18 protein-coding genes and 1 pseudogene are annotated in these 22,647 nt (G+C 65.5%); 7 read left to right on the forward strand and 12 right to left on the reverse strand.

The annotated features are described in order from the left end of the window. Positions 1-70: 70 nt before the first annotated feature. From I6H87_RS26045 to I6H87_RS26065, 5 genes are all read right to left on the reverse strand, one after another. On the reverse strand, positions 71-1,030 hold the full coding sequence (locus I6H87_RS26045; RefSeq protein ID WP_010809275.1) for an SMP-30/gluconolactonase/LRE family protein: 960 nt from the start codon (positions 1,028-1,030) through the stop codon (positions 71-73). 144 nt (positions 1,031-1,174) lie between these two features. Further along, positions 1,175-1,975, reverse strand: a complete 801-nt coding sequence (locus I6H87_RS26050; protein WP_010809274.1) for an SDR family NAD(P)-dependent oxidoreductase — start codon at positions 1,973-1,975, stop codon at positions 1,175-1,177. A gap of 42 nt (positions 1,976-2,017) precedes the next feature. Then, positions 2,018-2,572 carry a carboxymuconolactone decarboxylase family protein gene (locus I6H87_RS26055; protein WP_010809273.1) on the reverse strand — a complete coding sequence of 185 codons (555 nt, stop codon included), beginning with the start codon at positions 2,570-2,572 and terminating at the stop codon, positions 2,018-2,020. A 140-nt stretch (positions 2,573-2,712) separates the two neighbouring features. Then, the gene (locus tag I6H87_RS26060; RefSeq protein WP_136227866.1) at positions 2,713-4,131 is read right to left on the reverse strand and encodes an MmgE/PrpD family protein; all 1,419 of its coding nucleotides are present in this window, start codon (positions 4,129-4,131) and stop codon (positions 2,713-2,715) included. Beyond that, positions 4,128-5,132 carry a Bug family tripartite tricarboxylate transporter substrate binding protein gene (locus I6H87_RS26065; protein ID WP_011617246.1) on the reverse strand — a complete coding sequence of 335 codons (1,005 nt, stop codon included), beginning with the start codon at positions 5,130-5,132 and terminating at the stop codon, positions 4,128-4,130. Before I6H87_RS26065 ends, I6H87_RS26060 begins: the two co-directional genes overlap by 4 nt. Before the next feature lie 215 nt (positions 5,133-5,347). Between I6H87_RS26065 and I6H87_RS26070 the strand changes: the two genes are divergently transcribed. After that, positions 5,348-6,235: a LysR family transcriptional regulator gene (locus I6H87_RS26070; RefSeq protein WP_010809270.1), complete on the forward strand. Its 888-nt coding sequence runs from the start codon at positions 5,348-5,350 to the stop codon at positions 6,233-6,235. Between the two features lie 28 nt (positions 6,236-6,263). Here the strand turns inward: I6H87_RS26070 and I6H87_RS26075 are convergent, their stop codons facing one another. The 3 genes from I6H87_RS26075 to I6H87_RS26085 all read right to left on the reverse strand — a co-directional run bounded on the left by I6H87_RS26075 (position 6,264) and on the right by I6H87_RS26085 (position 9,791). Further along, entirely contained in the window at positions 6,264-7,148 is an 885-nt protein-coding gene (locus tag I6H87_RS26075) for an alpha/beta fold hydrolase (protein ID WP_010809269.1), read from the reverse strand. Positions 7,149-7,444: 296 nt separating this feature from the next. Next, positions 7,445-8,422 carry a Bug family tripartite tricarboxylate transporter substrate binding protein gene (locus I6H87_RS26080; RefSeq protein WP_041688106.1) on the reverse strand — a complete coding sequence of 326 codons (978 nt, stop codon included), beginning with the start codon at positions 8,420-8,422 and terminating at the stop codon, positions 7,445-7,447. Between the two features lie 121 nt (positions 8,423-8,543). Then, a complete protein-coding gene (locus tag I6H87_RS26085) occupies positions 8,544-9,791 on the reverse strand; it encodes a CaiB/BaiF CoA transferase family protein (RefSeq protein WP_010809267.1) in 1,248 nt (415 codons plus the stop codon). Positions 9,792-10,244: 453 nt separating this feature from the next. Here I6H87_RS26085 and I6H87_RS26090 point away from each other — a divergent pair, with 453 nt between their 5' ends. Beyond that, complete coding sequence (locus I6H87_RS26090; RefSeq protein WP_011617248.1) at positions 10,245-11,204, forward strand: Bug family tripartite tricarboxylate transporter substrate binding protein; 960 nt, start codon at positions 10,245-10,247, stop codon at positions 11,202-11,204. Between the two features lie 69 nt (positions 11,205-11,273). On the opposite strand, the gene I6H87_RS26095 is transcribed toward I6H87_RS26090, so the two are convergent. Then, positions 11,274-11,600 carry a hypothetical protein gene (locus I6H87_RS26095; protein WP_010809265.1) on the reverse strand — a complete coding sequence of 109 codons (327 nt, stop codon included), beginning with the start codon at positions 11,598-11,600 and terminating at the stop codon, positions 11,274-11,276. A gap of 610 nt (positions 11,601-12,210) precedes the next feature. Here I6H87_RS26095 and fdnG point away from each other — a divergent pair. Genes fdnG through fdhE form a run of 4 tightly spaced genes read left to right on the forward strand, consistent with a single transcriptional unit; the run spans position 12,211 to position 17,726 of the window. Next, entirely contained in the window at positions 12,211-15,300 is a 3,090-nt protein-coding gene (gene fdnG, locus I6H87_RS26100) for a formate dehydrogenase-N subunit alpha (protein ID WP_011617249.1), read from the forward strand. Continuing rightward, positions 15,297-16,187: a formate dehydrogenase subunit beta gene (gene fdxH / locus I6H87_RS26105; protein ID WP_010809263.1), complete on the forward strand. Its 891-nt coding sequence runs from the start codon at positions 15,297-15,299 to the stop codon at positions 16,185-16,187. Before fdnG ends, fdxH begins: the two co-directional genes overlap by 4 nt. Before the next feature lie 13 nt (positions 16,188-16,200). After that, positions 16,201-16,866, forward strand: a complete 666-nt coding sequence (locus tag I6H87_RS26110) for a formate dehydrogenase subunit gamma (RefSeq protein WP_010809262.1) — start codon at positions 16,201-16,203, stop codon at positions 16,864-16,866. Further along, entirely contained in the window at positions 16,863-17,726 is an 864-nt protein-coding gene (gene fdhE / locus I6H87_RS26115; protein WP_011617250.1) for a formate dehydrogenase accessory protein FdhE, read from the forward strand. The genes I6H87_RS26110 and fdhE overlap by 4 nt, the downstream gene beginning before the upstream one ends. 41 nt (positions 17,727-17,767) lie before the next feature. Here fdhE and I6H87_RS26120 read toward each other — a convergent pair. Beyond that, a pseudogene (locus I6H87_RS26120) lies at positions 17,768-18,354 on the reverse strand (NnrU family protein). Between the two features lie 76 nt (positions 18,355-18,430). On the opposite strand from I6H87_RS26120, the gene I6H87_RS26125 reads away from it, so the two are divergent. Continuing rightward, positions 18,431-18,835 carry a VOC family protein gene (locus tag I6H87_RS26125; RefSeq protein ID WP_010809259.1) on the forward strand — a complete coding sequence of 135 codons (405 nt, stop codon included), beginning with the start codon at positions 18,431-18,433 and terminating at the stop codon, positions 18,833-18,835. 102 nt (positions 18,836-18,937) lie between these two features. Here I6H87_RS26125 and I6H87_RS26130 read toward each other — a convergent pair whose 3' ends face one another. Both I6H87_RS26130 and I6H87_RS26135 read right to left on the reverse strand, forming a co-directional pair. Beyond that, complete coding sequence (locus tag I6H87_RS26130; RefSeq protein WP_051398563.1) at positions 18,938-21,004, reverse strand: sensor histidine kinase; 2,067 nt, start codon at positions 21,002-21,004, stop codon at positions 18,938-18,940. Continuing rightward, a complete protein-coding gene (locus I6H87_RS26135; protein WP_010809257.1) occupies positions 20,977-22,380 on the reverse strand; it encodes a sigma-54-dependent transcriptional regulator in 1,404 nt (467 codons plus the stop codon). Before I6H87_RS26135 ends, I6H87_RS26130 begins: the two co-directional genes overlap by 28 nt. Between the last annotated feature and the right edge of the window lie 267 nt (positions 22,381-22,647).

Here is a 22,647-nt window from a genome sequence, read left to right on the forward strand (position 1 = left end):
AAACCGACGACGGACCTGGGTCCGGCGAGCACATTACTCAGGCCTGAGGCGCTTCAATGGGTGCTTGCCGTCAGCCGCCGGCCGCGCCTTGCGTATTGACATAAAGCGTATAGATCGACGTACAGGACGCCATGAACAGCCGATTGCGATGGCGCCCCCCGAAACACAGGTTGGCACAGCGCTCTGGCAGGCTGATATGGCCGATGGGTTCGCCGTCCGGGGCAAAGATGCGCACGCCGTCGAGTTCGGGCGTGCCCATGCCCCAGCCGCACCACAGGTTGCCATCAATATCGACACGGAAGCCATCCGGGGTGCCGGGCCCGGCGTCAACCAGTACTCGGCTGTTGCCCAGCGCCTCGCCGCCTTCACTGACCTGAAAAGCGCGGATGCGGCGAGGCCGGGTGCGCGACTCGATCACATACAGCAATTCCTCGTCAGGCGAGAATGCCAGGCCATTGGGCCCGCTGACGTCATCGGCGACGATGTCAAGGCGGCCGCTGGCCGGATCGATGCGGTAAATGCGCTCCGGCAGTTCCGAAGTTGCCTTCTCGCCCTGGTAGTAGCCGGCGATACCGAACGGCGGATCGGTGAACCAGATCGAGTCGTCCGATTTCACCACCACGTCATTGGGCGAATTCAGCGGCTTGCCGTCATAGCGGTCCGCCAGCACGGTGATGCTGCCGTCATACTCGGTGCGCGTGACACGCCGGCCGACATGTTCACAGGTCACCAGCCTTCCCTGGCGGTCGCGGGTATTGCCATTGGCATGGTTTGACGGGCTACGGAACATGCTGGTGTTACCGGTCTCCTCATCCCAGCGCAGGATCCGGTCGTTCGGGACGTCGCTCCACAGCAGGTAGCGGCCATCACCGAACCAGACCGGGCCTTCGCTCCAGCGGCAGCCGGTGGCAATGCGGTCGATCGCGGCAAGGGGCAGGTGGTATTTCTCGAAGCGCGGGCTCAGTGCCTGGACGCGCGCATCCGGATAGCGCACCGGCTCGGCCGGCGCAAGGAAAGTGTGCATGGTCATGGTTCAGCCCAGAGGATCCGAAAAGAGGGTTAACCGTGGCGACGGGACGGGGTAACCGACAACACGGCACGCAGCAATGAGTCATTGCCAGCCGCAGCTTGCAGCCATCCCAGCGGCGAACGGTCGTCCGGCACCGGATGCTGATCAGTCGCAGCGTACGCTCATGCCACCGTCGACCACGATCTCCGTGCCGGTGACGAAGCGCGCCTCGTCGGATGCCAGGAACAGCGCCGCATTGGCGGTATCGCGGCCATCGCCCATGAACCCGAGCGGAATACGTGCCTGGCGCTGGGCCAGCAGTGAGTCGACATCACCGCCCGCACGTTGCCCGGCAAGGCGCGCCTCCACCATGGGCGTATGCATCTGGCCGGGGATCACCGTGTTGACGCGAATGTTCTTCCTGGCGTACTCGACCGCGACCACGCGCGAGAGTTGAATGATTGCCGCCTTGGCCGAGGCGTAGCCGACCTGGGCCGAACCGGTCCAGCGCATGCCCGAAGTCGACGCGGTATTGACGATGGCGCCGCCGCCCTGCCGCTCCATGTGCGGCAGCACGTGCTTGCAGGTCAGGAAGACACTCTTCAGGTTGAAGTTGAGCTGGCGGTCCCAGTCTTCTTCGCTAAGCTGCACCGGGCCACCCCTGGCCGAGCCGCCGACGTTGTTGACCAGCACATCCACGCGCCCGAAGCGCGCCACGCAGGCATCGACCATGGCCTTGACCGCGGCGGTGTCGGTCACGTCGCACAGGTGCGAGTCAAACTCTGCACCCGCGGCGTCCAGCCGCTCCAGCGTTTCACGCATCGCGTCAGCGCTTTTGTCGACGGCAAAGATCTTTGCGCCTTCCTGTGCAAAGCGCACCGCAACGGCGCGGCCATTGCCCCAACCGGGGCCGACGCAACCCGCGCCGGTAACGATGACAACCTTTCCTTCGAGACGGCCTGACATACGGAATCCTTTTGTGTTTCGGGGTAACGGTTTGAACGGAATTCAGGCGCGCACCAGCTCCGGCGCGCTGCCGGCCGGGGGCATGACACCAAAAGCGTTGATCGTCATCGAGATCAGCGTGTAGTAGCCCGCCAGTCCAACGAGGTCCACCACCTGGTCCTTGCCCAGCACCGCCATCGCGCGCTGGTACAGTTGGTCCGGCACATTGCGCGTGGCGTGCAGCACAGTCAGGAACTCATGGATCACGCGCTCATCCTCCTTGACGAAGGCCGGCTCACGGCCGGTGCGGATCGCCTCGACCACGTCTTCGGCCACACCTGCCTTCAGCGCGATGGGCTTGTGTGCCCACCATTCGAATTCGGACATCCAGATGCGGGCCATCACCAGGATGGCCAGCTCCGACAGCCGCGGCGGCAACGACGAGTCATAGCGGCAGTACTGGCCCAGCGCCTGCGCGCGGTTGGCCAGGCCCGGGCGGTGCAGCCACATCGCAAGCGGCCCGCGAACCTGCCCGCGCGGACCGGCGGCAATGGCCGCGTGGACTTCCTGCTGCTCGGGCGTCAGTTCTTCGGGTTTCAGTGGCTTGAGGCGTTCCATTCGCTTGCGCTCCGTGTCGATGGTCGGAAGCGGAACGCAGGCCAGGGCACCGATGGGGCGCGATGCGACTGGGTCGGCCGGGCTGTCTCCGCTTCATTGTTGGTTTGATGAAAGCTATTCTGGTCGCCGGCATTCCGGCTTCAGGCGACGGATTCGGCGGCGGCGAGGATGTGGCGCACCGGCGTCGTCGCCAGCTTGCCAAATGCGTCGATCAGCACCTCAACCTGCGCGGGCGCAAGCACGTCCGCCGTCAAGGCGCGGAACTTGTCCCGGATGGCTGCCATGCGCGCCGGATTCTCCGCGGAACCCGACGGGTTGGCCTGGTACGCACGCAGCGGCTCACCGTTCTTCGACATCAGCTCCACCCAGCCACAGAAGCTGGCCGGATACAGCGCGTCGAGTTCGGGGTCGCGTACGATCTCGATCGCGTTGGCCAGCGCGATGATCTTCGGATCCGCCAGGCGGGCCTGCCCGAACTGCGCCGGCAGCACCTCGCCATCCAGCAGCGCCACCGCCAGCGCGTAACGGGCGCTCATCTGCGCGTTCAGCACACTGCCCGGCGCATAGCGGTAGCCGCATTGCACATCGACAACGGCCGGCATGCCGACGCGAATCGGCCCCTGCCCCGCCCAGTCGGCACGCAGCCGCAGCGCACCATCGACATGCGCATGGGCACTGCCGCAGCAAGCATAGGGCTTGAAGTTGGTCCGGGGCATGTGCCAGTCGCTGCCCAACCCTGCCAGCAGCCTTTCCGGTTTGGGCGACTCCGAGAACGCCTTGAGCCAGCCGCCGTCCCCGGTCTCGAACAACTGCGTCGGGCCGGTCAGGCCGCGCGCCGCCAGTTCGGCAGCCATCACGCCGGCCTGAGCGCCGCGCCCCGGATGGAAGCGCTTCGAATCCGCGCCGTCGCAAGCGAACGCAAACAGTCCGCCCGACTGGGTGCCGGCAAGACCCAGCGCCCACGCCGTGCGCTCGGCGTCGAGCCCCAGCATCACCGCCGATGCCGCGGCTCCGCCCAGTGGCGCGCACACGGCGGTCATATGCCATCCCTTCATCCTGGCCAGCGCCGGCTGCAGCGCCAGTGAGCAGCGGATCATGGTTTCGTAGCCGACGGCAATAGCGGTTTCGACCCGCTCGGGCGGCACCTCGAGCGTCTCCGCCAACGCGAAGACCGCCGGCAATACGACCGCGCCCAAGTGGACCTTTGCATTATGGAAGTCGTCCAGCTCGTACGCGTGTGCAGCGGCGCCATTGACCAGCGCGGCATCGGCGGCGCGGTACGTCCTGCCCCGCCGGCCCCATGCGCGTGCCCCGCCATCGCACGGAGCGAGGTAACCATCGTCGGCCCAGCCACGGATAGCCTGCGACCAGGGCTCGTCATGCCCGGTCAGGCCGGCGCCGAACGTATCCAGCGAGAGTCCGGCGACCGCCTGCCGCACCGCGTCCGGCAGGTCGGCGTTGCGGATGCCGGCGATCCATCCGGCGAGCTCCCGGGTGATGGCCATCGATTGCGTTTGTTGATGCATGCTTGCTTGTCCTTGTCCCTGCCCTTCGCTCAATCGATACGGATGCTGGCTGCCTTGACGATGCCCGCGACCTTGTCGATCTCATCCTTGATCACCACCTTGAACTGTTCAGGCGTGGACTGCACGGTTTCAAAGGCCAGTTCGTCGAAGCGCGTCTTAAGACTGGCTTCGCGCACGGCCTTGTTGACCTCCTGCGACAGCTTGCGGGTGATGTCCGCAGGCAGGTTGGCGGGACCCCAGAGCCCGTACCACGACAGCAGCTCGAACCCGGGCAGGCCACTCTCGGCAACGGTCGGCACGCCGGGAAGCTGCGGAATACGCTTGCTGCTGGTGACCGCCAGCACCTTCAGCCGCCCCGCCTTGACGAACGGATATGCGCCTGGCATCGGCGACACCGCCGCCGACACGTGACCGCCCATCACGTCGTTCAACTGCGGCACGGCGCCCTTGTAGGACACGATATCCATCTCCAGCTTGAAGGCGTGGCGGATCATCTCCTCGGCCAGGTGGCTGGTGGTGCCTAGCCCGGAGGTGGCCCAGGTGTAGGTCCGCGGCTTGGCTTTCGCCAGCTTGACCAGGTCGCGCAGCGAGCTGGTGGGGAGGCTGGTGTTGGCGACGACGATCAGCGGCACATGCCCCACCTGTGCGATCGGGGTGAAATCCCTGATGGCGTCGTAAGGGGCGTTCTTCGCGACCAGCGGCAGGTAGACCTGGCTGGAGGCATTGAAGAGCAGCGTATAGCCGTCAGCCGATGCCTTCGCCACCGCTTCGGACCCGATCATGCCCGACGCGCCCGGTCGGTTCTCGATAACGATCGCTTGCCCAAGCTGACGCTGCAGCTGTGCAGCCACCAGGCGCCCGACTGTATCGATCGAGCCGCCCGGGGTGTAAGGGATGATCATCTTGATCGGGCGATTGGGATACGCCTCGCTCGCGAACGCCGCCGGCTGCGATCCGACCATCATGGCCATCATCGCGATCGCGCCGATCCCACCCAGCGCCGCACGCCGCCCTGTTCTGCCTGTCCTGTTCATGGCTGTCTCCTTGGTTTTTGCGCGGTCTCCAAAGGCTTCCGGATTCTTTCGTCCGCATGCCGCCGCGCTATGCAGGCCACTGTAGGGACGGGCCGGCAGACCGTCCAATACTGTTTCGCACCATGAGTTATAGGGCTGGCATATGACACGGCAGCGCGCTACCCCGGGTTGGTTGCGGCTATCCTAGTACCTTGTCCCGCAAGGAAATCAGCACCATGGAACTCCGGCAACTGCTCTATTTCGTGACCGTCGCGGATGAGTTGAACTTCAGCAAGGCGGCGGTGCGGCTGCACATGTCGCAGCCACCGCTCTCCCAGCAAATCAAGGCACTGGAAGACGAGATGGGCGTGGAGCTGTTGGTGCGCAATCGCCGGGAAGTCCGCCTGACCGACGCGGGCCGTGCCTTCCAGGCAGACTGCCGCGCCGTGCTCGAACAGGTGCGCGTAGCCGTGACCACCGCGCGGCGCACGGCGGCCGGCGACATCGGCACACTGCAGATCGGCATGGTGACGTCAGGCATCTTCCATGTGCTGCCTACCATCCTGACGCGCATGGCAGAGCGTTTTCCCGGACTGCATATCGCCGTGACCGACATGGGCTCGGCCGACCAGGCGCATGCCGTGATGCAGGGCAAGCTCGATATCGGCATCGTGCATTCGATCCCGACGCGCAGCGGCCTCGGCAAGACGCCGATCTTCACCGAGTATTTCACTATCGTCGTGCCCGAGGGCCACGAACTCGCCGCAAGGCCGGCGCTGGCGCTCCGCGACCTCGAGGGCGTGCCGCTGGTGGCATTCTCGCGTGAGCACGCGCCGGCGCTGTTCGACGGCATGATCGCCTCATGCCTGCATGCCGGCTTCAGTCCCGTCATTGCGCATACGGCGCGCAATCCGCTGACCACTTTCCAGATGGTCAAGCTCGGCCTGGGCGTGGCGCTGGTGCCGCGTTCCTACGCCCGCGCCGGGCTGCCAGGCGTGGTGTTCCGCGAGATCGGCCAGACCGCTGGCCACATCCAGCTCTATGCAATCTGGCGTGAGCAGGCGCCCAGCGATCTGGTCATGCGGGTCGTGAGCGAAGTGATGAGCGAACCGATCGGCTACTAAGCCGCATCTCGGCACCGTCATGCCGCCTTCAAGCCACCGTGCTTCGCGCCGGAGACAGCGCAGCCACATAGTCGATGATCGCCGCCACAACCTCGTCCAGCCGCTCCGGGAGCAAGGCATGCGCGGCATCGCGGATGGTGAGGTTGGTCACGCGCTCACCCAGGTAGTCACGCAGCACATTGGCATAGCGCTGCGGTGCAATCACATCGTACTCAGCCTGCACATTCAGGATCGGCACGTTGCCGCCAGCGAAGAAGTCATCGACCGGTGTGCGCTTCTGAGCCAGCGTCTGCATCGTCATCAGCTCCGTGTTCCAGCCTTGCAGCCACGGTGCAGGATCATTGCACGGCGCGAAGAATACGGCGCGCAGGCTTTCCAGGCGCACCGCGTCCGGCAGGCTGGTATCGCCGCAGCGCTCGATCTGGGCGCGTACCTCCGGCGGAATCGGCACGGCATCGACGTCCTTCGGCACCTTGCCCGCCGAGCCGGCCAGCAGGACCAGCGCGCGCACCAGGTCGGGCCGGTCGCTGGCCACGGTGCGGGCGATCCAGTTGCCATGGGCATGCCCGACGATCACGACCGGCGCCTGGCCGGCATGCTCGATCACGGCCGCGATATCGCCTGCCCAGTCGTGCAACGTCTTGTCGGCAAGCGGGCCGACGCTGCGGCCATTGCCGCGCGGCTCCGGGCAGAGCACGCGATAACCGGCAGCCGCAAGCGGCTCGGCCAGTTCCAGCATGTCAGTTGCGCCGCGGCCGAGCGACGGCAGCAAGACGATGGCCGGGCCGGCACCCAGCTCGTAGACCTCGATGGAGATCGCCGCCGAGCGCGTTACTTCATAGCGCCGGACTGCGCTCTGCTTGTCGCCGGCGTGCGATGTTGCCTGCGCTTGCTGCTCGGTGTTGCCTGGCATGGCCTGGTCTCCTCAGTGTGCTGGTCAGGACAACGGCGTCCTGCACCTTGTGCGCACCACTTTACCGAGGCCATTATTTAAATTCCAATATGGAATCTGACTGAGAGTTATAGGGCTGGCGTGCAACAAGCAAGCCCTGGAGAACGCGCAGAAGGCAAACGGATTGAAGAGCAAATGAGAAGTGTCGGGGGAAGACTCCTGGTAGCCCGTGGCACCCACTTCCCGCGGCGAAGGCCACTCCAACCTCGCCAACTGGCACCGGGCACGCCATTGCAGCGTGCCCGGCTTGCAGACGCTTACTCGACCGCGATGCCTTTCTCGCGGATCACCTTGCCCCACTTGGAATAGTCCTGCTGGATGCGCTGGCCCATCTGCGCCGGCGCCTGGTAGTTGGCAATGGCGCCGGCCTTCAGCAACTTGTCCTGTACATCCTTGTCGGCCAGGATCTTGCCGACCTCGCCCGACACGCGGTCCACCACCTCCTTGGGCGTTCCCGGCGGCGCCAGCAGGCCGCCCCAGGAAACGGCGTCGTAGCCCTTGAAGCCTTGCTCGGCAATGGTCTTGACGTCCGGCAGCATGCTCACGCGCTGCGGCGAGCCGACCGCGATGGCGCGCAGCTTGCCCGCCTGGATGTGCGGCAGCGCGGCGACGAGGTCGGCGTACATGATCGGGACCTGGCCACCGAGGGTGTCGCTGATGGCGGGCACGCCGCCCTTGTAGGGCACGTGCTGCATCTCGAAGCCGCCCATCTGCTTGAGCAGTTCCATGCTCAGGTGGCCGAAGCTGCCCGCGCCGGAGCTGGTGTAGTTGAGCTTGCCCGGCTGTGCCTTGGCCTGTGCGATCAGCTTGGGCAGGTCGGTCACGTTGGGCAGCAGCGTCGGGTTGACCACCACCACGATCGGCAGGTCATAGACCGTGGCCACGGGCGTGAAGTCCTTGGTCGTGTCGTAGCCCGCTTTCTTGTACAGGTGCGGCGCCAGCAGCGTGGGCGTGGCCAGCATCATCAGCGTGTAGCCGTCAGGCGCGCTCTTGGCTACCTGCGCGGCAGCGATGGAACCCGATGCACCGGCGCGGTTCTCGACCACGACGGGCTGCTTCAGGCGCTCGGCCAGCTTCTGGCCGACGATGCGCGACGCCGTATCCGTGGGCCCGCCCGGCGGGAACGGCACGACAAGCTTGATCGGCTTGCTGGGCCAGGATTGCGCGAAAGCGCTGCCGGCGAGCAGCGGCACTGCGGCCAGGGCCAGAATGGCACGACGCCGGGAGTGGACCATACGGGTGAAATTTCGAGTGCGCACGATGTTGTTCCAGTTTGAATCAGTGCAAGGGAACCCAAGCCCCCCTTGCCGGGCAGGGCTGCGCGGACGCCCATGAGCGTCCGCGCGGCGCGAATACTCAGGCTTGCTGCGGTGCCTCGGGCAGCGTCAGCACGCCGCGGGCCTGCAGGTCCTGCAACTGCTCATCGCTCATCTGCAGCAGGTTCTGCAGTACCGCCCGCGTGCCCTCGCCCAGCGTGGGCGGCGCGTTGCGGATCGGCAGGCGCTGGCCATCCAGACGATATGGGGGCGCGAACACGTGCGTGCTGCCTGCCACGGGATGGGGCATCTCGCGCAGCAGACCGCCCTCGCGGGTCCGTTCGCTGGTCAAAGCCTCGTGCAGTCCCGCCACCTTGCCGCAGGGAATGCCGCAGGCGGTCATGCGCTCGAGCAGCAGGTCGCGCGCAAAGCTGCGGATCAGGCCCGTGATCAGCGGGGTCAGCGTCTCGCGGTTTCTGGCGCGCTCCACATTGGTGGCATAGCGCGGGTCCTCGACGATGTCCGGACGCTCGATGACCTGGCGGCAGAACTTGTCGAACTGGCTGTTGTTGCCCACCGCGATGATCAGCGGGCCATCGGCGGACTCGAACATGCCATAGGGCACGATGGACGGATGGGCATTGCCATAGCGGGCGGGGTCGCGCCCGAGCAGCATGGCGTCCAGGCCGTAGTAGCCGGTGACCATCAGCCCGCAGTCGTACAGCGCCATCTCGATCAGCTGGCCCTTGCCCTTGCGCTCGCGGCGGAACAAGGCAGCCAGCACCGCCTGCGCGGCATACATGCCGGTCATCAGGTCCACCACGGCTACGCCGAACTTCAGCGGCGGCGTGTCGGCTTCGCCGTTGAGCGCCATGAGGCCGGCCTCACCCTGGATCACCAGGTCGTAGCCGGGACGCTTGGCCTCGGGGCCGCTGGTGTTGTAGCCGGAAACCGCGCAGTAGATCAGCTCGGGCTTGATCGCCTTGAGCTGTTCGTAGCCAAGGCCCAGCTTCTCGGCCCCGCCGGTCTTGAAATTGTGGATGACCACGTCGAACTGCGGCAGCAGGTCGTAGACAATCTGCACGCCTTCCTTGCTCTGCAGATCCAGCGTGATGGACCGCTTGTTGCGGTTCATGCTGTTGTAGTAGGTGGTCTCGGTCTTGCCGATGCGCATGCCCCAGTCGCGCGTGTCGTCGCCGCGGCCGGGGTGCTCCACCTTGACCACCTCTGCGCCGAAATCGGCCAGTACCTGGCCACACAGCGGCCCCGCAAACACGCGCGACAAGTCGAGTACGCGCACGCCCTCAAGCGGGAAATCGATGCCTTGGGATTGATCAGGCGTCTGCATTGTTGGTCTCCATGGGCTGTTTCGAGGCACGAGCCGTCTGTGAATAATCGTAGCTTATGTCGGGCTGGCGTCACGCGATGCCGGCAGGGCTGCCACATAGCGCAGCACGCAGGATGGCGCGTGCCGGAATCCCGAACGTCGGTACCGGCGATGAAGACTCAGCGCATCGCCGACGACGGTGCGACAGAAGGAAGCAGAAGCTCTTCCTCGGGCGTGAAAGGTCCCCATCGCGGTCAGCCTAGCATTCTTGCTTGGATAAATGCGCTATACAATCCCTCTTCACATTGACAAAATGTTCAATAAAATTTGACAGTTGATCCTGGGGCCGGGCGAAGCGCGGTGCGCGCCCAGGCATTTGACCCATAACATCGATATTAGACGCGCGCGTTACCTTGCCCTCTTCCGGGATCCGGGCGCCTCGTCACACACCGACAATCATTCGAGGAGATTCCGTTGAAGCCGTCGAGCAAACACATTGTTGCGCTGCTGCTGGCCGTCGCCAGCACCGCCCACGCCGCCTATCCGGACCGCCCTATCAAGCTGATCGTGCCGTTCCCGCCCGGACAGGCCACTGACATCTTCGCGCGCGCCCTGGCCGAGAGGCTGGGCAAGCAGCTAGGCCAGTCAATCGTGGTGGAAAACCGCGCCGGCGCCGGCGGCAACATCGGCATGGAAGTGGCCGCGAAAGCCCCGGCAGACGGCTACACGCTCGTCATGGGCGGCAGCGCGATGGCTATCAACCAGACGCTGTACAAGAAGACCAATTACGATCCGCGTCAGGACTTCGCGCCGATCTCGGGTGTGTTCTCGGTGCCGCTGGTGTTCCTGGCTACGCCACAATCGGGCTTCACGTCATTGCGCGACCTGATCGCCAAGGCCAAGGCCGCACCGGGCAAGTACAGCTATGCCAGCGCTGGCATCGGCGGCACGCAGCACCTGTCTGCCGAGATGCTCAAAGCGCAGACCGGCGTGTTTATCGTGCATATTCCCTACAAGGGCAGCGGCCCCGCGCAGGCGGATTTCCTGGGCAACCAGATTCCGCTGATGGTCGATTCCGTGACCGCCGCCCTGCCGCTGATCCAGACCAGCAAGGCCGTGCCGCTTGCTGTAACAACGTCAAAGCGCGTGCCGCAGTTGCGGTCGGTGCCAACCGTGCGTGAGGAAGGCGTACCGGGTTTCGAAGCGCTTGGATGGGCGGTGATGATGGCGCCCGCGGGCACGCCGCCGGCAATCGTCAATCAGCTCAATGCGGAGACGGTGAAGGCACTGCAATCGCCCGAACTGCACAAGTTCATTACGGATCGCGGGTCGGAGCCGATGCCGATGACTCCGGTTGAGACGGGGAAGTTTGTGGATAGCGAGATTCGGAAGTGGGCGACAGTCGTGAAGCGGTCGGGCGCAACGGCGGATTGAGGGGGCGAAGTGGTCGCCCATGCGCCATTCCTGGCGTCGCAGCCGGATGCCAGCCCAGCCGGTCGCCGCTTACAGCGGCCCGGGCAGCGTCTTCAGGCCGACCCAGAGCACCACGATGACAACATTGACCGGCACGCAGAGCGCTCCGGGCACGTAGAAGAGTGCTGACAGCGCAGGCGCGGACAGCACCAACTCCACCACGCTACCCAGCCCATAGCAGCAGACACCGCACCAGAGCCAGCGCCGCATGTAGGTTAGCAGCCAATGCGCGCGCGCCTTGTTGAAATGCCAGGCGAGGGCTCGTTCAGCGCGGTTGCCCTTGCTGGCGTCCCGGTACAGCCAGCCGAAGAAGAAGTAGCGGTACAGCAGGGCGCGAAATGTCAGCTCTTGCGTCATCACTCATCTGGCCTCTGCCAGCCCATGGAGTGCAAAGATCTTCAAGCCCTCGCCGCATGCAGGAATGCCAGCGGCACAGGCCAATTGCCGTTCTGTTCAATATCATTGGTAGAAACGGCCAGCATGGAAGTCAAGCGTGACGCTTCCTTGGGGCATGAGCCGCCCGCGCCGAACCGGACTTTCCCCTATTTGGAGTAATCGGCCGGTCGTGCTACGCTCCTCAGCGAGCGATACCCGTCCCGACGTCGTGCCCCGGTGGGGCCGCGCATCTGCAGGGCAATCCGCAGGGCGTTTCGGGCTCATTCTCATCGCTTATCCAAATTAGTCTGCATTCGAACCTGAGCGGCATTTCTCCGCTCGTGGAGCCGTGCGCGCGGAAAACCGGCACGGATGACGTCGCGTCGTGACCGGCGCCGCGACGTCATTTGTGGTTGGTCATCCTCTTGCGCATGCACCTCAGGGACGTGCCGGACGGGGCATCTCCGTGATCGATCGCGATCCGGACGCCCCGAGGATACGTGCGCCCAAATGAAGCTGCGGGTCTCGAATGCGATCGCCCCCACCCCTGGCAGCAGGGATGGGCGGAAGAAGAAATGACGATGAGACCACGATGACCTACACCACCAATATCGGACGTCGGCAGTTCCTCAAGATCCTTGGCTTTGGATCTGTTGCCGTCTCGGCCTCGGCGCTGGGCCTGGGTACTGCCTGGGCGCAGGCGCCTGCCGGCGTGCGCCCCTACAAGCTGCTGCGTGCGAAAGAGACGCGCAACAACTGCACCTATTGCTCGGTCGGGTGCGGCCTGCTGATGTATTCGCTGGGTGACGGCGCCAGGAACGCGAAGCCCCGCATCTTCCACATCGAGGGGGATCCCGATCACCCGGTCAGCCGTGGTTCGCTCTGTCCCAAGGGCGCCGGGCTGCTGGACATCGTCCATTCGAAGAACCGGTTGCAGTATCCGGAATATCGCGCGCCGGGATCAAAGGAGTGGGTGCGCATCAGTTGGGACGATGCGACCAGGCGCATCGCCCGCCTGCTGAAGGACGACCGCGACAAGAACTTCATCGCGCGCAACGACAAGGGCCAGCTGGTCAACCGCTGGCTCAGTTCGGGCATGCTCGCCTCGTCGGCGGCATCTAACGAAACCGGGGTTCTCGACTTCAAGTTTGCCCGATCGCTGGGCATGCTGGCGCTGGACTGCCAGGCGCGCCTGTGCCACGGGCCAACGGTTTCGGCGCTGGGGCCGTCCTTCGGGCGCGGCGCGATGACGAATCACTGGGTGGACATCAAGAACGCCAATGTCGTCATCGTCATGGGCGGCAACCCGGCCGAGGCCCATCCGGTCGGCTTCAAGTGGGTGATCGAGGCCAAGATCAGGAACAAGGCCAAGGTCATCGTCATTGATCCGCGCTTCAACCGCACCGCCTCGGTTGCCGATATCTTCTCGCCGATCCGGGCGGGGTCGGACACGGCATTCCTGATGGGCATGGTCAACTGGCTGCTGCAGCACGACAAGATCCAGCACGACTATGTACGCGCGTACACCAACGCGTCGCTGATCGTACGCGAGGATTTCGGCTTCGACGAAGGGTTGTTCTCGGGCTTCGATCCGCAGAAGCTCGTCTACGACAAATCCTCCTGGAACTATGAGCTGGACGCGGCGGGGAACGCGAAACGCGATCCCTCGATGCGCCATCCGCGCTGCGTGCTGAGCCTGCTGAAGCAGCACGTGTCACGCTACACGCCCGAGAAGGTCGAGGAGATCACCGGCGTCCGCAAGGCCGACTTCCTGCAGATCGCCGAGATCGTCGGCTCGTGCTCGGCGAAGGACAAGACCCTGACCTGGCTTTACGCACTCGGCTGGACGCACCACACCGGTGGCGCGCAGATCATCCGCGGCGCCGCGATGATCCAGCTGCTGCTGGGCAATGTCGGTATGTCCGGCGGCGGCGTCAATGCGCTGCGCGGGCATTCCAACATCCAGGGCTATACCGACCTTGGCCTGCTGTCGGTGCGGCTGCCGGGCTACATGGACCTGCCCGCCGACAGGCAGCAGACCCTGAAGCAATACCTGGCCGATGCCACGCCCAAGGCCGTGCTGCCCGATCAGGTGAACTACTGGAAGAACCTGCCCAAGTTCTTCGTCTCACTGCAGAAGAACCTGTTCGGCAAGCATGCCACTGCGGAAAACAACTGGGCCTTCGACCTGCTGCCGAAATGGGACCGCAGCTACGACATGCTGGCCTATTTCGACCTGATGTACGAGGGCAAGGTCAACGGCTATGTCGTCCAGGGGTTCAACCCGCTGGCGGCGATGCCTGACAAGAACAAGACCTCGGCCGCGCTGTCGAAACTGAAGTTCCTCGTGGTCATCGACCCGCTGGTGACCGAGACCTCCAACTTCTGGCGCAACGAAGGCAAGTTCAACGACGTCAAGACCGAAGAGATCATGACCGAGGTCTTCCGGCTGCCGTCGAGCTGCTTTGCCGAGGAAGACGGGACGGTCGTGAACTCCGGCCGCTGGCTGCAATGGCACTACGCGGGCCAGCAGCCGCCGGGCGAGGCGCGTCATGACCCGGCCATCCTCGGCGGCATCATGATGGAGCTGCGGCGGCTCTACGAGAAGGAAGGCGGCGCCTGCCCGGAACAGGTGCTGCACATGACCTGGGACGAGGCGACCTATCACGATCCGCACAGCCCGCATCCCGAGGAAATGGCCAAGGAAGCCAACGGCTACGCGCTGGCAGACGTGTTCGACGAGACCGGCAAGAAGATCCTGCGCAAGGGCCAGTTGCTGGATTCTTTCGCCCAACTGCGCGACGACGGCACCACCTCAAGCTACTGCTGGATCTTCGCCGGTTCCTGGACCGAGGCGGGCAACCAGATGGCCAGGCGCGACAACACCGACACCGGCCTGGGCAACACGCCGGGCTGGGCCTGGTCGTGGCCCGCGAACCGCCGCATCCTCTACAACCGCGCCTCGATGGACGAGATGGGGAACCCCTGGGACCCCAAGCGCCGGATCCTGCATTGGAACGGCGAGAAATGGGTGGGCGCTGACGTGCCCGACTTTCCGCTCACTGCGGCGCCCGGCACGCCCGTCGGCCCCTTCATCATGCTGCCCGAAGGCGTCGGGCGCCTGTTCTCCGTCGGCGGCATGACCGACGGCCCCTTCCCCGAGCATTACGAGCCGGTTGAAAGCCCGATCGCCAAGAACCCCCTGCACGACAAGGTCACGCACAACCCGACCGCCCGCATCTTCCAGAACGATGCGCAGCGGATGGGCAACCGCACCGAGTTCCCCTATGTCGCCACGACCTATTCCATCACGGAACTGTTCCGCCACTGGACCAAGCACTCGCACCTGAACGCCATGCTCCAGCCCGAGCAATTCGTCGAGATCGGCGAAAAGCTGGCCGCGGACAAGGGCATCGCGCATGGCGACACAGTGAAGATCACGACCAAGCGCGGCCATATCACTGCCAAGGCCGTGGTGACCAAGCGCATGCGCACGCTCCGGGTGGCCGGGCAGGCGGTCGATCAGATCGGCATCCCCTGCCATTGGGGCTTCGAGGGGGCGACCCGCAAGGGCTATCTCGCCAACACGCTTGCGCCCGGTGTCGGCGACGCCAATTCGCAAACGCCGGAATTCAAGGCATTCCTTGTAAACATTGAAAAAGTGGCGGGAGCGCAAGCATGAACTCGCAGAACATCATCCGTAGCTCGGCCTCGTCGGAGCTGACACCAGCCCCTCGTATCCGCGACCATCAGATGGAAGTGGCCAAGCTGATCGACGTGTCGATCTGCATCGGCTGCAAGGCGTGCCAGGTCGCCTGCAACGAATGGAACGACCTGCGCGGCGACGTGCAGGAGAATGTCGGCGTCTACGACAATCCGCGCGACCTGTCGCCCAACACCTGGACCCTGATGCGCTTCACCGAGCATGAGGACCAGGCGGGCAAGCTGGAATGGCTGATCCGCAAGGATGGCTGCATGCATTGCGAGGATCCCGGCTGCCTGAAAGCCTGCCCGGCGCCGGGCGCCATCGTCCAGTACGCCAACGGCATCGTCGACTTCCAGTCCGACCTGTGCATCGGCTGCGGCTATTGCGTCGCGGGCTGCCCCTTCGACGTGCCGCGTATTTCCAAGCTGGACAACAAGGCCTACAAGTGCACGCTGTGCTCGGACCGCGTCTCGGTCGGGCAGGAGCCTGCCTGCGTCAAGACCTGCCCGACCGGCGCCATCGCCTTTGGCTCGAAGGCAGAGATGCAATCCCTTGCCGGCGAGCGCGTGGCCGAGTTGAATGAGCGCGGCTATGCCAGGGCCGGCCTGTATGACCCGGCGGGGGTCGGCGGCACCCACGTGATGTATGTGCTGCAACATGCCGACGACCCGAAGCGTTACGCGGGCTTGCCGAAGGACCCGGAGATCAGCTCGGTGGTCTCCGGCTGGAAGGATGGCCTGAAACCCGTAGCCGGCTTCGTCGGCGCGGCGGCGGTCGTGGGCATGGCGGCGCATTTCATGGCGGTCGGCCCCAACATCACCGAATCAGACGAACACGACGCCCCGACTGACGGCGCAGCATAAGCGGAGACCGGAAATGGCGACCAACAACGACAGGATCCTGCGCACGAAATTCGCCGAGCGGCTGTGTCACTGGGCGATCGTGCTCTGCTTCTTCCTTGCGGCGGTTTCGGGAATCTCGTGGTTCTTCCCGACGGTGAGCTGGCTGAGCGGCTTCCTTGGCACGCCGCAGATGGCACGGCTGCTCCACCCGTTCCTGGGCATCGCGGTGTTCGCGGGGCTGTGCTACATGTTCTGGCGCTTTGTCGGCCACAACATGCCCGCGCGCACCGACGCGATCTGGTTCCGCCGCGCCAGGGAAGTGCTGCTGAACCAGCATGGTGGCGAACCGCTGCAGATCGGCAAGTACAACGCCGGCCAGAAGGTGCTGTTCTGGCTCATTATGGCTTCGATCCTGGCCCTGCTGGTCTCAGGCCTGATCATGTGGCGCGCCTATTTCGCCGAGTATTTCCCGATTCCCGTGCTCCGCCTGGCGATCCTGGCCCATTCCGTCGCGGGGATCGGCCTGATCCTGCTGATCGTGGGCCACATCTATCTGGCGATCTGGGTCCGCGGCTCGATCACCGGCATGGTGACGGGCTACGTCTCGCGCGCCTGGGCCAGGCAGCACCATGACCGCTGGTATGGCGAGTTGCAGGCAAAGGAGTCGAAAGCGGCGCAAGCGAAGGGGAACGAGGCATGAACCAGCATCAGGCCACGCCGGGAACACTGCCATCGGACGAGGCCTCCCGGCATTTCACGCCGCTGATCCAGCCAGACCTTGCCGGTCTTTACAGCCGCCGCGCCGCACGCCTGCGCGCGTTGGCCGAAGGGCACGACCTTGCCGATTACCTGCGCCTGGCCGCCCGCGTGGCCGAGGTGCAGGCATCGCTTGTGGCCGAGGCCGATGTGTCCGGCCCGGCAGACGCCAGGGCCATCCCGCAGGAGGGGCATTGGGGCGCCCTGCTTGATCGGTTGATCGAGCGGCTCGCGCACGATGTTCCCGCCCCGGTCGCCCCGCATCTTGCGGCGCTGCGCGCCCTCCCTGCGGATGCGCGCCTTGGCGCCGCCCAGGCGCTGACCGAGGGCCGCTTTGATGCGGTGCCGGCAGCAATCGCGCCCTTCCTCTGGGCTGCGCTCTCGCTGCAATGTGCCAGCGCCGCGCGGGCGGCGCCCGTGCCCGACAGCGGCCCGGCCGAGCACGCATCCTGCCCGGTCTGCGGCACTGCCCCCGTGGCAAGCCTGATCCTGATCGGCGACCGCCAGGGCATGCGCTATCTGCATTGCGCGCTCTGCGAGAGCCAGTGGCACATGGTGCGGGCGAAATGCACCAACTGCGGCGAAGCCTCGGAGCTTGACTACCTCAGCTTCGACACCGCCGAAGCTACGGTGCGCGCCGAAAGCTGCGGGGTGTGCCACGGTTACCTGAAGGTGATCTCACTGGAACGCGACCCGCCGGCCGAGGCCGTGGCCGATGACCTTGCCTCCCTGGCGCTGGACGATGCTGTGACGGCGGAGGGCTATCAACGGACCGGGTTTAATCCCTTTGCGCTGCCGGGATGAGGCGCTGCCCGACCTGTCCTGCTGACGACCAGATTCTTCGCCTATCCGAACGCCCGCACGCCAGTCATCCATTCGTGAAGCACGAATCCGAACAGCACCCAGCCTGCCAGCCCGACGACCGCCACCATCGCATCGCGCGCAGGTGTCCCGGCCGGGTAGCTGGTTCCTGCTTCCCGGTCCCGCCGGCGCGCTGACACGAAGTCCGCCACCGCCCACGCCAGGAACGCGCCAAACAGCACCACTGCCGCGAGTGTTCCGTTGGCAAGAAGGTGCCCCAGGGCCCAGGCCTGCACGCCTGCACGCCTGCCAGCATCGGATGGCCAAGCGCAGCCTTGATGCGGTTGCGAGGCACATAGGCCGCCGCAATCAGCACAAAGGCCGGGATCGTGAGCAATGCGGCAACGTGCCGCCCCCACACCGGCGCCGTCCAGGCCATCACAGGATCCGCGCTGGCCAGGCCGTAGCCCCAGACAACCAGCGCCAGGCCGGCAATCGAAACCAGGGTGTACAAGCCTTTCCAGCGACGGGGGCCGAGCCTGGCAATCTGCGCGGTGCGCCATGGGTCGGCAACCATGCGTACCGAGTGCGAACCCAGAAAAATGAGCAATCCCAAAACCAGTACCGTCATGCTGCTACCCCTTTCTCTAGCGCCCGTCCCACGCCTAAGCTAGTCACAGGTCCAGCCTTGACCAGGAGGGTTTCCCATGCTTCAGAACAGTGACGTCGCGGCCAGGATTCCTGCGCAAGACCTCGCGCGAGCGAGATCCTTCTACTCGAGCAAGCTCGGTCTTGAGCCAGTTGAGGAACGGCCCGGCGGCCTGCGCTACAAGTGCGGCAACAGCTACTTCGTACTTTTCGAGTCGGCTGGCTCGGCCTCTGGCAATCACACACAAATGGCCTGGGAGGTCGATGACATCCAGGCAACCGTTAGCGAGCTGCGGCAGCTGGGAGTCGTGTTCGAAGAATACGATCTTCCCGGCCTCAAGACCATCAACGGGATCGCCGAGGTCCAGGGGAACTACCCGTCCAAGGGTGGCCTGGGCGAGAAAGGTGCCTGGTTCAGAGACAGCGAGGGCAACCTCCTTGCCATCGGGCAACCGATCAGGTGAGTCGATCGGCCTGATTGAACTGCTCCTTCGGACCGTGCACCGCGCTGCATCACCCTGGCTTGGAAGGCTTGGTGCTCTCACGTGGGCCGCCAACATGCCATGTCATGGCACGCCGCCGCCCGCCCCCGCCTGCGCCGGGGCCGCCCCGTCCTCGCGCAGCCAGACAATAAACTCCGCCCCCTGCCCCACCGCGCTCTCCACGGTAATGCGGCCGCCGTAGCGCTCCACCAGCGCATAGCTGATGGAAAGCCCGAGGCCCGTCCCCATCTGCTTCTTGGTCGTGAAGAACGGATTGAACAGGTTGGGCACGTCTTCTTCCCGGATGCCGTGCCCGGTGTCGCGCACATGCAGCGTCACGCCCTGCCCGTCCCAGTCGCGCGTGCCAAGCGTGAGCGTGCCGCCTTCGGGCATGGCGTGGATGGCATTGGTCAGCAGGTTGACCACCACCTGCTGCAGCTCGCTGCGGCTGATGCGCACCTGCCGCGTGGCCAGGCAGTCCAGCTCGACCCGGATCGACGCGCCCTTCAGCATGTGCTGGACCAGGTCGACGCAGCCAGCCGCCACCTCGCCCGCATCCAGGCGCTCCATATTGCCCGCGTAGGCCTCTGGCCGGACAAACTGCAGCAGCCGGTTGGTCAGCAGGTGGATACGCCGCACCTGCTCGTCGATCAGCCTCAGCTCGTGCCGGACTGGCTCGGCAGCCGGGCCAAGAATCTCGCGCGCCACGTCCAGGTTGCCCTGGATGACCGCGATCGGATTGTTGATCTCATGTGCCACGCCCGCTGTAAGGTGCCCTGCGACGACGAGCTTCTCCGACGTGATCAGCTGCTGCCGGGTGGCACGCAGCTCGGCGTTTGCGTCCTCCAGCTCGCGCGTGCGCTCGGCCACCTTGCGATCGAGCGAGTCCGCCCAGTCCCTGAGCTGGTCATTGCGCTGCCGCAGGGCCGACAGCAGCTGGTCGAACTGGCTGGCGAGCTGGCCGAGCTCGTCTTCGCTGCGCACCGGGCCCACGCGCGCATCGGCGTCGCCCGCCTTCAGCGCCTGCATGGTGCCGACCATCCGCGCCATCGGCGCGAACACGCGCCTGGCCCAGAACAAGGCCAATAACGACCCCGCCACGCCCAGCAGCAGGAACAGGCCCACCAGGACCCCAAAAGCCAGGTTCTTCACCTGGCCGATGGGCCTGGCAAGATAGCCAACATAGAGCATGCCGATCCGCTCGCCGCGGCTGTCCACGATCGGCTCATAGGCGCTCATGTACCAGTCGCTGACCACGAACGCCAGGTCCAGCCATTTCTCGCCGCGCAGCAGCACCTTGTCGCGCACCTCGCGGGAGACCCGCGTTCCCAGGGCGCGCTCGCCATGGAACAGCCGAACGTTGGTGGCAATGCGCGTGTCGTCCAGGAACAGGGTCGCCGTGCCCTCGCTGCCACGAGGCAGCGATTCCGGCTGGTAGACCAGCGCGTTGATCGTGTCGATGAAGCCGAGGTTGTGGTTCAGCAGCGTGCCGCCATGCAGGATCGCCACCAGCGTTCCCGCCTGGTCAAATACCGGTGCGGCTGCGTGCATCACCATGCCGCGGCTTTCCTGGGTCCTGTCGGTCGGCGCTGCGTTGGCGGTGGGGCGTAGCGCCACCTGTGCGCGTCGGGCAAGCTCGCCGGAAACCGCGGCCAGTTGCGTGGCAGACCATACGTCGGTGGCGGCGTCCGTGCGGCCGGCGGCGGCGCTGGCCACCACGCGCCAGGCTGCGTAATCCGCCCCTGCCGCACCGGCAGGCGCAGCGGCAAGCAGCCGCCCTTGCGGATCGAGCAACTGCAGGAAATCGAGCCCATGCGTGCGCCGCGCGTCAGCCAGGATCCCGGGCATGGCGCCGCCGCGGCGAAGTCCGTCCACCAGCGCATATGACCTCGCCTCCTGCAGGACACGGTCGCCCACGCCGCCCACCATATGCTCGAAATACTCGTGGGCGACCAGCAGGTCGCTGTTGACCTTGTAGGCAAGCAAGGCCTGGAACGCGCGATTGCCCCACAACCCCATGATCAGCAGCAGTGCCAGCAGCGCCACCAGCAGGGGCGCGACCACGATGGATACGAGCTTGGCCCGCAGCGAGGCGCGATAGTGGCGCAGCAGCGCAGCCGGGCTCAAGGACGCAGGCCCCACTGCAGGCATTTGCGGTCCAGCGTGCGGCGCGAGATGCCAAGCCGGCGCGCCGCTTCCACCCGGTTGCCGCCCTCGGCCGCCAGCACCTGCAGGATGTGCCGCCGCTCCACCGACTCCAGCAGGGTGCCGTCGTCGGCCGGCATGGCTGCATCCTCGCGCTCTTCCTCCGGAAGGTTGGCTTGAGCCGGATCGGCCTGGTGCGCGAGCAGCTCGACCGGGTATTCGCCAAGGATCAGCGCCCGCTCCACCAGGTTGCGCAGTTCGCGCGCATTGCCTGGCCAGTCGTAGCCCTTGAGCACCCGGATCAATGAGGGCGACAGCGGCACCGCCGGCAGCCCGAGCTGGGCCGACAGCTGCTCCGAGAAATGCTCGGCCAGCGGCACGATGTCTTCCGGCCGCGTGCGCAACGGCGGGATGGCTACGGACACGACATCGAGTCGGTAGAACAGGTCCTGGCGGAAGCGCCCGGCGGCGACCTCGTTGGCCAGGTTGCGGTTGCAGGCCGCGACGATGCGCACATCCACGGCAATCTCGCGCTCGGTGCCGAGCGGCCGGATGCGCCGGTCCTCGATCACCCGCAACAGCTTGGCCTGCATCGGCAGCGGCAGCTCCGAGATCTCGTCCAGGAACAGCGTGCCGCCGTCGGCATAGAGAAACAGGCCATGGCGCCCGCCGGCCGCGCCGGTGAAGGCACCCTTGGCGTGGCCGAACAATTCGCTTTCAATGATCTCGGGCGCCATCGCGCCGCAGTTGAGCGGCACGAACTGGCCCTGCCGTCCGCTCAGGCGATGCAGCTCGCGCGCCACCACTTCCTTGCCGGTGCCGGACTCGCCCGTCACCAGTACCGTCGATGGCATCGGTGCCACCCGTGCCACCAGCGCCATGACCTTCTTCATCGCTTCGGACTCGCCGATGAAGTGCTTGTGGATGGTGTACTTGTCCAGCTCGCGGCGCAGCAGGTAGTTCTCGCGCGTGAGCCGGGTCCGGTCGAAGCAGCGCCGGATCGCATTGAGCATCTGGTCGACCCGGAACGGCTTGACGATGAAGTCCGCGGCGCCCGAGCGCAGCGCGGCAATCGCCGTGTCCATGTCGGCGAAGGCCGTCATCAGGATCACGTCGGCGGGGTTGCCGGCCGCGCGCAGTGCCTTGAGCCACTCCATCCCGCTGGCACCGGGCAGCGCCACATCGAGCAGGATCAGGTCGAAATGCCGTTGCTCCAGCAGCGCGGCACCCGCTTCGGCGCTGTCGGCCGTCACCACGCTGCCCACCTTGCCTTCGAGCGCGCGCGACAGGAACGAACGCATGCCGGCCTCGTCGTCCACCACCAGGATCGTGCGACGCTGCCAGTTGTCGGCATCGGGCGGGTTGCTTTGTCTTTCGCTCATCACTTTAGTTGTTGCGGGGCAAGGGAAGAGTCTAGCGACAGTCGGCCACCCGGCTGTATTGGGAATTAAACCGAGCCGGCCGCCGCACATGGACATTTTGGCCCGGGCAACGGGCCTCCGTCCGGACATTTTGTCCAAGGCTGCGCCCCGGCGCGCGGGGCCGCGCGACGCAATCCATTGACGACAAAGGGATTGCGCCTTGGGCATGGCTTTTGCTGAACCACGCACTCCAGCCCGTCGCATCACGCGCAAAAAAGAGGCTGCCAC

It is taken from the genome of Cupriavidus necator, assembly GCF_016127575.1.
Lineage (GTDB): Bacteria > Pseudomonadota > Gammaproteobacteria > Burkholderiales > Burkholderiaceae > Cupriavidus > Cupriavidus necator_D.